This window comes from uncultured Microbacterium sp., from assembly GCF_945952435.1.
Taxonomy (GTDB): domain Bacteria; phylum Actinomycetota; class Actinomycetes; order Actinomycetales; family Microbacteriaceae; genus Microbacterium.
Genome location: NZ_CAMFHZ010000005.1, coordinates 124936 through 136974, shown reverse-complemented (window position 1 = coordinate 136974; position 12039 = coordinate 124936). Strand labels below are relative to the sequence as shown.

The 12039-nt window shown below is 69.9% G+C and carries 9 protein-coding genes; 4 read left to right on the top strand and 5 right to left on the bottom strand.

Going from position 1 to position 12039, the window contains the following annotated elements:
- Positions 1 to 15 precede the first annotated feature (15 nt).
- Positions 16 to 1803 (bottom strand): DUF2207 family protein, encoded by a 1788-nt coding sequence (locus Q0P88_RS04200; RefSeq protein WP_295011398.1) that lies wholly within the window; start codon positions 1801 to 1803, stop codon positions 16 to 18.
- 71 nt (positions 1804 to 1874) lie between these two features.
- The gene (gene thrC, locus Q0P88_RS04195; protein WP_295011396.1) at positions 1875 to 3296 is read right to left on the bottom strand and encodes a threonine synthase; all 1422 of its coding nucleotides are present in this window, start codon (positions 3294 to 3296) and stop codon (positions 1875 to 1877) included.
- Positions 3297 to 3543: 247 nt separating this feature from the next.
- On the opposite strand from thrC, the gene leuA reads away from it, so the two are divergent.
- On the top strand, positions 3544 to 5307 hold the full coding sequence (gene leuA / locus Q0P88_RS04190; protein WP_295011394.1) for a 2-isopropylmalate synthase: 1764 nt from the start codon (positions 3544 to 3546) through the stop codon (positions 5305 to 5307).
- A 426-nt stretch (positions 5308 to 5733) separates the two neighbouring features.
- Here leuA and Q0P88_RS04185 read toward each other — a convergent pair whose 3' ends face one another.
- Entirely contained in the window at positions 5734 to 6420 is a 687-nt protein-coding gene (locus Q0P88_RS04185) for a trimeric intracellular cation channel family protein (RefSeq protein ID WP_295011392.1), read from the bottom strand.
- Between the two features lie 35 nt (positions 6421 to 6455).
- On the opposite strand from Q0P88_RS04185, the gene recO reads away from it, so the two are divergent.
- The 3 genes from recO (at position 6456) to Q0P88_RS04170 (ending at position 9128) form a co-directional block, all read left to right on the top strand.
- A complete protein-coding gene (gene recO, locus Q0P88_RS04180) occupies positions 6456 to 7184 on the top strand; it encodes a DNA repair protein RecO (RefSeq protein ID WP_295011390.1) in 729 nt (242 codons plus the stop codon).
- Complete coding sequence (locus tag Q0P88_RS04175) at positions 7181 to 7987, top strand: isoprenyl transferase (protein ID WP_295011388.1); 807 nt, start codon at positions 7181 to 7183, stop codon at positions 7985 to 7987. The genes recO and Q0P88_RS04175 overlap by 4 nt, the downstream gene beginning before the upstream one ends.
- Before the next feature lie 136 nt (positions 7988 to 8123).
- The gene (locus Q0P88_RS04170) at positions 8124 to 9128 is read left to right on the top strand and encodes a TerC/Alx family metal homeostasis membrane protein (protein ID WP_295011386.1); all 1005 of its coding nucleotides are present in this window, start codon (positions 8124 to 8126) and stop codon (positions 9126 to 9128) included.
- Between the two features lie 21 nt (positions 9129 to 9149).
- On the opposite strand, the gene Q0P88_RS04165 is transcribed toward Q0P88_RS04170, so the two are convergent.
- Positions 9150 to 10460, bottom strand: coding sequence for an LLM class flavin-dependent oxidoreductase (locus Q0P88_RS04165; protein WP_295011384.1), 1311 nt, complete (start codon positions 10458 to 10460; stop codon positions 9150 to 9152).
- Positions 10457 to 11752: an O-acetylhomoserine aminocarboxypropyltransferase/cysteine synthase family protein gene (locus tag Q0P88_RS04160; RefSeq protein ID WP_295011382.1), complete on the bottom strand. Its 1296-nt coding sequence runs from the start codon at positions 11750 to 11752 to the stop codon at positions 10457 to 10459. Before Q0P88_RS04160 ends, Q0P88_RS04165 begins: the two co-directional genes overlap by 4 nt.
- Between the last annotated feature and the right edge of the window lie 287 nt (positions 11753 to 12039).

The window sequence follows — 12039 nt, the reverse complement described above, 5'->3', positions numbered from 1 at the left end:
CCGGGAGCAGGCGCCTCACCATCCGCCCGAGGATCCGCCCCCACCGCCGCCTCCGGAGAAACCTCCGCCGAAGGAGCCGCTGGACGAGGAGGACGTGCTCGCGGTCGGTGTCGCGCTCAAGGAGCTCCCCATGCCGGACAGCGATCCGACGAGATTTCCCGCGACGTACCCGGAGTACCACGAGGGGACGGAATCGGCCCTCTCGTACTCCACGGCGAGCACCCCGCCCCACTCGCGTTCGAGACCGAACAGCATCGCGTAGGGGAGCAGCCGCTCGTAGAGGACGACCACGTCGACCGCACCGTCGGCTCGCCGCTCGGCGCCGCGGTAGGACTGCAGCATGCGGATCCGGTCGGCCTCCGCCAGCCGGATGTACTCCTTGACGCCGAGGAGATACTCCCGCGTCTCTGCGCCCTGCGGCGTGAGCACGGCACGGCGTGGCAGGGATGCGAGGACGGCGACGAGTGCGGCCACCGACGCCACGACCGCGACGACGAAGGCGGCGATCGCCGCGGGACGCCCGACGGCCAGGCCGGGCACGGCGAGAACGACGCCGATGAGACTCGCGACGAGCCCGGCCGCGCTCAGTCCCAGAGCGAGCGCGGAACGACGGCGCTCGAGCAGGTCGCGCGCGAGGGCGTCCGCGCGTGCCGACCCGTCGAGGGCCTTGAGGCGTCCGACGAGCGCATCGTCGGGGACGTCCAGCCTGATCTCGGCGCCGACCGGCGTCGAGGGGAAGAGCGCTTCGAGCGCGCGGGCGTCGAGGGGATCGGGGGCGATCGACGGATCGAGCAGCTGAAGGACGGGCTTCTTCTCGCCGTCCGAGATCCGCAGCGCCCCGTGGACGGCGAGGTGGACGATCTCCGCCGAGTCCGCCACGGCCGAACGCCCTTCGACCTCGGCGGCGAGCAGCGGCGGCAGCGAGGGCGGAACGTCGTACTGGGCGACGACGATGCCCCGGCCGCTCCGGCGTCCCCTGCGTCGAAGCAGGGCGAGCCCGAGAAGCGGGCCGCCGATCGCGAGCACGAGCCCGGCGCCGGCCAGCGGGTAGGGCGCGATGTCGGTCGCCGGGTCGGGATGCCGTGCCGGTGCCTGCGCGAACGTGCCCGCGCGCATCGGGAACGCGACCGTGACGCCGGAGCCGGCGGGGATCCCGTCCTGCGCGACGGTGAAGCGGCCGTCCCCGGCGTCCGTGAGCGCGCACGGTGTCGTGGCGCCGGATGGCCCGAGGTAGCAGGACGGGGCACCGAGCAGGGCGGCGGTGCTCCGGGCGTCCAGGTCCAGTGCGGCGGTGAAGCGGGCGATCGGCTGCCGGGAGTTCAGCGGCAGCAGGTTCCAGTACCACTCGTCGATCTGCCGATCGGAGGGACGGTGCACGACGTCCCGCATCGTGTAGCGGATCACATACGTCATGCGTCCGTGCACGAACGCGTCGGGATCGCCGATCTTGACCTGACGCTCGCCGTCTTCGGTCTCGTCGTCGTCGAAGGGGATCGCCCCTCCGGATCCGTCCGTCACGGAGACGATGCGCAGGCCGAGGGGAGCGCCCTCGTACCAGGTGGGCAGGCCGCGGATGATCCCGTGATTCTGGTCGTCCGCGGGGAACTCCGCGACGAGCGTCTCGGTCACCGCGAGCGTCGCGCGCCCGGCGGGGTCGTGACCGAGTCGGTAGTCGACGTGCCAGGAGTCGTACGTGAAGTCGTTCGCATCCGCGTGCGCCGGCGCTGCGACGAGCACCGGGGCGCACACGACGAGGAGTGCGCCGAGCAGCACCAGCAGTCGTGTGCGCACCCGGGCCGTCATGCGCCCAGGCTATCCAACGATGCCCGCGAGCGAGCGAGCGGGCGAGCCGGCGTCGGCGCGCTCGTGGGCGATCAGTGCAGCGCGTCGGCCTCGATGATCGCGCGCAGGGCGGCTTCGTCGTTGCCGATCTCCACGACCCGCTGCGGTGCGGCGAGCAGCGCCTGCAGATCGGCGGACAGCGGCAGGGCGATGTCCAGCGCCTCGGTGATGGTCTCGCCGAACTTCTCCGGCTTCGCGGTCTCCAGGACGAGCATGGGAACACCGTCCTCGACGTACTCCGCCGCCACCTTGACGCCGTCGGCGGTGTGCGGATCGATGATCCTGCCGCTGCGCTCGTGCACCGCACGGATCGTCGCGACGCGGTCGTCGTGCGTGCTCGTCCCGCTGACGATGCCGAACTCGTCCGCGAAGCGGGCCAGGTCGGCGGTGAAGTCGAAGCTGCCGGTATCGGCGAGCAGGGTCCAGGCCGCGCGGACCCGCTGCGGGTCCCGGCCGACGAGGTCGTAGATGAAGCGCTCGAGGTTCGATGCCTTCGAGATGTCCATCGACGGGCTCGACGTCGCGAGCGTCTGGGCGGAGGTGCGGGGACGGTAGACGCCGGTGCGGAAGAACTCGTCCAGCACGTTGTTCTCATTCGCGGCGAGGACGAGCCGTCGGATCGGCAGGCCCATCCCACGGGCGAAGAAGCCGGAGAGGATGTTGCCGAAGTTGCCGCTCGGCACGGCGAAGGACACCGCGAAGCCGGGTCGCTGCGCGGCGGGGACCGCGTCCGTCGCCCGCAGCCATGCCCAGAAGTAGTAGACGACCTGGGCTGTGATGCGGGCGAGGTTGATCGAGTTCACCGCGCCGAGGTGCTGCGCGGTCTTGAACGCGATGTCGCCGGCGAGGTCCTTGACGAGGTTCTGGCAGTCGTCGAAGACGCCGTCGACCGCGATGTTGTGCACGTTCGCGTCCTGCAGCGAATACATCTGCGCACGCTGGAACGCGCTCATCCGTCCCTGCGGGGAGAGCATGAACACGCTGATCCTGTCCTTGCCCCGCAACGCGTGCTCGGCGGCGGATCCGGTGTCTCCGGAGGTGGCGCCGACGATGTTCAGCACGCCGCCGGTGCGTTCGAGGGCGTATTCGAGCGCCTGACCGAGGAACTGCATCGCCATGTCCTTGAACGCGAGAGTCGGTCCCTCCGAGAGCCCCACGAGGGTGAGACCGTCCCCGATGGGGGTGAGCGGCACCGGCTCGGCGAACACCGACGGGGCGTACGCCGCCGCGCACAGCGCAGCCAAGTCGTCTCGGGGGATGTCGGTCGCGAAGAGCCCGAGCACCTCCGTCGCGAGCTCCGGGTAGTTCAGCGCACGCCAGGACTCCAGCCTCTCCGCCGAGACGGTCGGCAGCTGCTCCGGAACGAGCAGGCCGCCGTCGATCGCGAGCCCCTCCAGCAGCGCCTCGCTGTAGGTCTTCGGCTCGCCGCCGCCGCGGGTGGAGATGTACTGCACGCGTTGCTCCTCGGGGGTCTGTGGCATCGGGGGAGGACCCGGACGCCGGATCCACGATCCGGTCGTTCGATTCTCGCAGGTCGGCGACGCCCCGGAGAGCGGGATGACGCCGTGCTAGCATGTCGGCATGCGCGCAGGCGGTCTGCTCCTTCTTAGCTGCCGCGACGAGTCCCGTTTCTGAGGGCCCCACTCGTCGCGGTGTTCGCGTTGGCCCGCTCCCGAAGAAGCGACGAGAAGAGCAAACCTCATGAAGAACAACCAGCGCCCCTCTGCGATGCCGGTCAAGAAGTACCGGCCGTTCCACGAGCAGATCCGCGTGGATCTGCCCGACCGCACCTGGCCCGACGCCCGCATCGAGAAGGCCCCGCGCTGGTGCGCGGTCGATCTCCGCGACGGCAACCAGGCCCTGATCGACCCGATGTCGCCCGAGCGCAAGCGGGTCATGTTCCAGCTGCTGGTCGACATGGGATACAAGGAGATCGAGGTCGGCTTCCCCTCGGCGAGCCAGACCGACTTCGACTTCGTGCGCCAGCTCATCGAAGAGAACCTGATCCCGGACGATGTCACCATCCAGGTCCTGACGCAGTGCCGTGAGCACCTCATCGAGCGCACCTACGAGGCCATCGCGGGCGCCAAGCAGGCGATCGTGCACTTCTACAACTCGACGAGCGTGCTGCAGCGCGAGGTCGTGTTCCGCTCCGATCGGGAAGGCGTCAAGCAGATCGCGCTCGAGGGCGCGCGCCTGTGCCGCGAGTTCGAGAAGCGCATCCCCGACACCGAGGTCTACTACGAGTACTCCCCGGAGAGCTACACCGGGACGGAGCTCGAATACGCGGTCGACGTGTGCAACGCCGTGATCGAGGTGCTGGACCCGACGCCCGACCGCAAGGTCATCATCAACCTGCCCGCGACGGTCGAGATGGCGACGCCGAACGTCTACGCCGACTCGATCGAGTGGATGAGCCGCCATCTCGCGCAGCGGGAGAACGTCATCCTGTCTCTGCACCCGCACAACGACCGGGGGACGGCCGTGGCCGCCGCCGAGCTGGGGTACATGGCGGGCGCCGACCGCATCGAGGGCTGCCTGTTCGGCAACGGCGAGCGCACCGGCAACGTCGACCTCGTCACCCTGGGCGTCAACATGTTCACGCAGGGCATCGATCCGCAGATCGACTTCAGCGACATCGACCAGGTCAAGCGCACGGTCGAGTACTGCAACCAGCTGCCCGTGCCGGAGCGCAGCCCCTGGGGCGGCGACCTCGTGTTCACGGCCTTCAGCGGATCGCACCAGGACGCCATCAAGAAAGGCTTCGAGGCGATGGCGGCGAAGGCCGAGGCGCAGGGCGTCACGGTCGACGACATCGAGTGGGGCGTGCCCTACCTGCCCGTGGACCCGAAGGACCTCGGTCGGTCGTACGAAGCGGTGATCCGCGTCAACTCGCAGTCGGGCAAGGGCGGCGTCGCCTACCTGCTCAAGACCGATCACGCGCTGGATCTGCCGCGCAAGCTGCAGATCGAGTTCTCCGGCGTCGTGCAGGCCAAGACCGACGCCGAGGGCGGCGAGGTCACGAGCGACCAGATCTGGGAGATCTTCACCGACGAGTACCTGCCGGCCTCCGCGGATGACGAGAAGTGGGGACGGTTCGAGCTGCTGGGAACGCGCACGAACAGCGACATGTCGGGTGAGGTCACGCTCGACGTCATCCTGCGCGACGACGAGGAGCGGGTCGAGACGCAGGGCCGTGGCAACGGCCCGGTCGCGGCGTTCATCGAGATCCTGGGTGCGCGCGGATTCGAGATCTCTCTCTACGACTACGTCGAGCACACGCTCTCCACGGGAGGCGACGCGCAGGCGGCCGCCTACGTCGAGCTGCAGGTCGGCGATCAGCGTCTGTGGGGGGTCGGGATCGACGGGGACATCTCGACCGCATCCCTCAAGGCGATCGTGTCGTGCGTGAACCGCTCGATCCGCGCCCGTCAGGACGCCGAGGCGCAGCTCGTCGGGGCCTGACGCCTTTCCCGGTCGTTGCGGGCGGATGCGCGGGGTCCCCTGTCCCGGTCGTTGAGCGAGGGCGTGCGGGTGCCCTTTCCTGGTCGTTGAGCGAGGACGTGCGGGTGCCCTTTCCTGGTCGTTGAGCGAGGACGCGCGGAGCGCGACCGAGACGAAACGCGGTGCCAGTGGGGCACGTTTCGTCTCGGTCGTCCGCTGCGCGGTCGTCCTCGCTCAACGTCCCCGGGTGTGTGCGGGGTCTCCTGTCCTGGTCGTTGCGGGCGGACGCGCGGGGCTCCCTGTTGCGGTCGTTGCGGGTGAACGCGCGGGGCTCCCTGTTGCGGTCGTTGAGGGTGAACGCGCGGTGTGCCCTTTCCTGGTCGTTGAGCGAGGACGCGCGGCGCGCGACCGAGACGAAACGCGGTTTCCTCCGGTCGCCCTGGGGACTCAGGGCTTGATGATCGGGATCATGCCGGTCTCCGCCGCGACCTTGCGCCGGTACAGGCGACGCTGCTCGGGGAGGGAGACGTCGAACGCCACCGAGAGCACCCGGATGACCGCGGTCACGACGATGCCGATGACCGCCGCCGGCACGATCCCCATGCCCAGGGCGTGCGCCACCACGATGAACGCGCACCCCGCTCCGGCGGCGACGGCGTACAGCGACCCCACGTGCATGATCGAGACGGGCAGCCCCATGAGCACGTCGCGGAGCACGCCTCCGCCCGCCGCCGCACAGACCCCCACGAACACCGCGGGGATCATCGGCAGTCCGAGCGCGATCGCCTTGCTCGTGCCGAACGCGCCGAACATCCCGATCACCACCGCATCCAGGGCGACGATGAGCGTGTTCACCCTGCTCAGCACGCCGGCGAGCAGCATCCCGACCAGGGCGGCGCCCGTGGCCGTGAGGATGTACCAGTTGCTCTGCAGCGACGCCGGCTGCAGGCCCAGCAGGATGTCGCGGATGAGACCGCCGCCCATGCCGATCATGATCCCGATGATCGCGACCCCGAGCAGATCCAGGCGCCGCTGGCCCTGGAATCCGCTCGCGAACAGGGCTCCCTGCACGCCGCCGAGGCCGACGCCCAGCAGATCGGCCCAGAGCGGGATGATGAAGGTCGGTTCGGTCACAGCTCCATTGTCCCGTGGAGTGGGATGATCGAGGAATGCCCACCTACCGAGACGAAGCGGTGATCCTGCGCACCCACAAGCTCGGCGAGGCGGATCGGATCGTCACGATGCTCTCCCGTGGGCACGGCAAGGTGCGGGCGGTCGCCAAAGGCGTGCGCCGCACGTCGTCGAAGTTCGGGTCGCGCCTGGAGCCGTTCATGGTGGCGGACGTCCAGTTGTACCAGGGACGCTCGCTCGACATCGTGCAGCAGGCCGAGTCGCTGGGAGCGTACGGCGCCGACATCGCGCTGCACTACGACCGCTACACCGCCGCGAACGCGATGGTCGAGACGGCCGATCGGCTGAGCGACGCCGAGGCGACGCCGGAGCAGTACCTGTTGCTCGTCGGCGGTCTGCGCGCATTGGCGCGGGGGGAACACGCCTCCCGCAGCATCCTCGACTCCTATCTTCTGCGCGTCATGGCGCTGTCCGGCTGGGCGCCCTCGTTCACCGACTGTGCCCGCTGTGCGAAGAACGGAACGCACACGGTCTTCGTCGCGCAGATGGGCGGGATCGTCTGCGACGACTGCGCGCCCGCCGGCAGCCCGCGGATCCCCTCCACGGCGCTCGACGTGCTCCGCGCGCTCCTCGCCGGGGACTGGGAGCGCGTGGAGTCCGCGACGGATCGTGACACGGCGGCGGCGTCGGGCGTGATCGCCGCCTACGCCCAGTGGCATCTCGAGCGGGGGATCCGCTCGCTCTCGCTCGTGGAGGGAAACCGGTGAGTCCCAAACCGTACACGCACAAAGACGCGGTGCCCTACCGCCCGCTGGACTGGACCGGTCTGCAGCCGCCGGCGTTCCCCGCCGTGCCGAACCACGTCGCGATCGTGATGGACGGCAACGGGCGATGGGCGAATCGCCGCGGCCTCAACCGCATCGAGGGGCACAAGGCCGGCGAGGAGGTGCTCCTCGACGTCGTGGCGGGTGCGATCCAGGCGGGCGTGAAGCACCTCAGCGTCTACGCGTTCTCCACCGAGAACTGGGCGCGGTCGCCCGAGGAGGTCCGCTTCCTCATGGGCTACAACCGCGACGTACTGCACCGTCGGCGCGATCAACTCAACGAATGGGGTGTGCGGGTGCGCTGGGCGGGACGCAAGCCGCGCCTGTGGGGATCCGTCGTCAAGGAGCTGCGGATCGCGGAGGAGCTGACCAAGGACAACGACACGCTGACGCTCACGATGTGCGTCAACTACGGCGGACGTGTGGAGCTCGTCGACGCGATGCGGGCGATCGCGGAGGACGTGAAGGCGGGCCGCACGCGACCCGGCGCGATCTCCGAGAAGACGATCCGCCGCCACCTCTCCATCCCCGACATGCCCGACGTCGATCTGTTCCTGCGCAGCTCGGGGGAGCAGCGCACGTCGAACTTCCTGCTCTGGCAGTCGGCCTATGCCGAGATGGTGTTCCTGGACACCCTCTGGCCCGACTTCTCGCGCGAAGAGCTCTGGCGCGCGATCGGCATCTACCTCGCTCGGGACCGTCGGTTCGGCGGCGCCGTGGACGCTCCGTCCGAGCCCGTGCCGTAGACTGGATCCGCGAAGGGGAGTATCCCGACTTCACGCGATCGTCATCACGAGGCCCGAGGCAGGGTCTCCGGGCGCGTGACGCCGTTCGGCGAGGGAGAGACTTTCGGCTCCGACCGACCCCTTCGAAAGGCACCTCGTGGACGTTCCCGTCTGGTTCGAGATCACGGCCCTCGCCGTGCTGCTGGTGATCCTCACCGCGGATCTGCTCATCGTGCGGTGGCGGCCGCACATCCCCTCCACCCGCGAGTCCACGCTCTGGGTGGTCTTCTACGTCGTGCTCGCGCTCGGCTTCGCGGGCCTGCTGCTCGCCGTCGCGGGCCCGGGTCATGCGGGGGAGTTCCTCACGGGGTGGGCACTCGAATACAGCCTGTCGATCGACAACCTCTTCGTCTTCGTGCTGATCATGGCGCAGTTCGCGGTGCCGCGGCGGCTGCAGCAAGAGGTGCTGATGGTGGGGATCATCATCGCGCTCGTGCTGCGCGGCATCTTCATCCTCCTGGGCGTCGCGATCATCGAGAACTTCGCGCCCGTCTTCTACCTCTTCGGGGCCTTCCTGATCTGGACCGCGATCCGCCAGGCGATGCCGGAGAAGGATCACGGCGACGACACTGCGAAGGAGAACTTCGTGGTCCGCGTGGTCCGCCGCTTCCTTCCGGTGAGCGAGGACTACGACGACGCGAAGCTGCGCACGGTCGTCGGCGGGAAGAAGGTCTGGACGCCGATGCTGATCGTGTTCGTCACGATCGGCGTGACCGACCTCATGTTCGCGATCGACTCGATCCCTGCGATCTTCAGCATCACGCACAACAGCTTCCTCGTCTTCACGGCGAACATCTTCGCCCTCATGGGGCTGCGTCAGCTGTACTTCCTGCTGGGGAACCTGCTGGACCGGCTGCGCTACCTGCACTACGGCATCGCGGTGATCCTGGGCTTCATCGGTGTGAAGCTCGTACTGCACGCGATGCACGAGAACTCGGTCCCCTTCGTGAACGGCGGCAAGCCCATCGAGTGGGCGCCGGACGTCCCGATCTGGCTCTCGCTCGCGGTCATCGTCGTCTCGATGCTCGGGGCCACGGGGGCGAGCCTGATCGCCTCGGGGCGCGACAAGCGCCGCGAGCGGCAGGCCGTGACCACGCGGTAGCCGCCGCCTCTCGCCGGGTGCTCAGAAGGCGCGCAGGTTCGCCTGCAAGCCTCCTTCGGCGTACTCGCGACGCAGGAGGCCGCGCCGGCGCAGCACAGGGACGAGCTCATCCAAGGTGCGGTGCAGGGTGACCGGGTGGAAGTCGCCCCACAGCAGGACGCCGTCATTGCCCCAGTCGCCCAGCTCCTCGACGAGGTCGGCGAACTCCTCCGCCGTTCCGACGAAGCCGGACCGGTCGGCGATCCTGCCGGCGCGCGCGAGCGCCGTGAGGTGTGCACGCAGGGGAGCGTCTTCGCCGCGATCCCCGATCAGGCGACGGATGCTTCCCTCGGAGACGTGCGCTCCGAACACCGCGAGATCCAGCGGGCGGTCGGGGTCGAGAGCCGTGAGATCGGTCTCCAGGTCGCTGGACTGCTTGCGGGCGATCTGCAGGAGCGCGGCATCGTCGGGATGGGCGGAGGCCGCGACGATGCGATCCGCCTCCTCGGCCGACGGCGTGATGACGGGCTGGATCGCGAACAGGATCTTGACGTCGGAGGGATCCCTGCCGGCGGCACGGGCGGCGTCGTGGACCTTCGCGCGATAGGCGCGCACGGAGGCCTCGTGCAGCGGTGCGAGGGCGAGCTGGACGTCCGAGTTGGCGCCGGCGAAGCCGAGGCCCCGCCCCGAGCCTCCGGGCGAGACGATGGCCGGCTCGGTCGCCTGGGGGAGCGCATTCAGGGGGCCGTCGAAGGCGTAGTACTCGCCGCGATGGCGTACGGCGCGCATGTGCGAGCCATCGGCGTACACGCCGCTCTCGCGGTCGGCGACGAGGGCGTCCGCGTCCCAGCTGCGCCACAGCGCGCGGATCCCGGCCAGCCACTCCTCGGCGCGGTCGTACGCCGCGTCGTGGCCCAGCTGGGCGGCGTCCGAGAAATGGCGCGCGCTTCCCGTGTCGGTGACGACGTTGAGCCCGAGGCGCTGGCCGCTGAGATGCTGCAGCGTCGCGAACTGGCGCGCCGCGGTGTACGGCAGCCATGCGGCGGGATTCACGGTGGGCACGACGCCGAGGTGCCTCGTGGCCTGGAACAGGTAGGGGGCGAGCAGCAGCGGATCGTGCTTGGGGCCGCCGAACGCGTGCCGCACGCGCAGGTCGATCGTGTCGGCCGATCCGAGCGAGGGCGCGTCCTCGATGATGACGAGGTCGAACCCCGCCTGCTCGAGCGTGCGGGCGGCCTCCTGGTAGATCTCGGGGCGCGTCCAGTCGTAGTCCCAGTCCACCGAGGGGTATCCCCAGCCCTGGGGGCCGAAGCCTCGCGCGAGGAACCAGCCGAAGTGCTGCGGCGTGCTCATGCGGCCACCTCCTTCGTCCTCTGCAGCACCTGGGCGAGATCCTCGATGAGGTCGTCGGGATCCTCGATGCCGATCGAGAGGCGCACGGTGCCCGGGTGGACGCCGGCGCGAGCGCGTTCCTCGTCGGAACGCGAGGCGTGGCTCGTGGATGCGGGATGCAGCACGAGCGAGCGCACGTCGCCGATGTGCGTCATGTGCGTGAAGATCCGTACGCCCTCCACGAACGCGCGGGCGGCGGGCAGGCCTCCGCGCAGGGTCACGGTGAAGATCGATCCGAACCCGCCGTCGAGGTAACGGGAGGCGGTCGCATGGTCGGGATGGGACGGCAGCCCGGCGTAGTCGACGCTCTCGACGGCATGGCTCTCCGCGAGCCACCGCGCGACGGCGAGCGCGTTGCGGGACTGCTCGCGGACCCTCAGCCGGAGTGTCTCGGCACCCTGGCCGATGAGGAACGCGTTGAGCGGGGAGGGCGTGGCGCCGAAGCGCGGGGCGACCGACTCCCTGGCGTAGGCGATCCGGGCGAGTCCTCCGTGGCGCGCCGCGACGCTCGGACCGCCGCCGCGCGCAGGGAGCACGAGGTGAGGCGCGTTGTGGCCTGCCAGCGCGGGATCGAAGCGGCCGTCGTCGACGACGACCCCACCGAGGACCGAGCCGTGACCGGCGAGGAACTTGGATGCGGAGTGCACCACGATCGCGGCGCCGTGCTCGAGCGGACGCAGCAGGGAGGGCGTCGCGAGGGTGTTGTCGACGATGAGCGGGATCGCCGCCGCATCGGCCACGGCGGCGATCGCCGACACGTCGAGGACGTCGTTGCGGGCGTTGGCGATCGACTCCGCGAACAGCGCGCGCGTGGACGGACGGATCGCGGCCCGCCACGCGTCCGGATCCGCGATGTCCTCGACGAACGTCGTCTCGATCCCCAGGCGTGCGAGGTTGTCGACGAGCAGCCCCCGGCTGCCCTCGTAGATGTGCGCCGAGGACACGATGTGGTCGCCGGCGCCCGCGACCGTGAGCAGCGCCGTGGCAACGGCCGCCTGGCCGGTCGCCACGAGCAGCGCGTCCGCGCCCGACTCGAGTGCCGCGAGCTGCCGCTCCACGGCGCGCACCGTCGGGTTCCCCGTGCGGGTGTACCCGAATCCGTTCCCGGTGCCGAAGTGGTCGGCGGCGTGGTCGAAGTCGTCGAACTCGAAGCCGGCCGTCAGGTAGATCGGCGTCGCACGGGGCGGCGCGGAGGGCTGGCTCCGCGCGGCGTGCACCGCCCGGGTGGCGAAGCGGGCGGTATCGATGGACATGCGGTGCCTCTCGGGTGAGCGTGGACGTTCAGCGTGCCACGGCGCGCGCTGGTGACGGAGGCGAGAGGTAACCGGGCGTCATGGGCCGCGGTTCGTGCGGGAGGGATGCGTCCGCGGATCCGCGCGAAGGGGGGTGGGGGACTCCCACCCACGGCGCGGGTAAACTCGTGCGCATGCAGGCGGTGCTTCTCCTTAGCAGCCGCGGCGGGACCTCGATCTAGGCCTCCCTCGCCGCGGTGTCTCGCCCTGTGCTGATGGGGCACGGCCGCATCATCAACCAGGAGAAG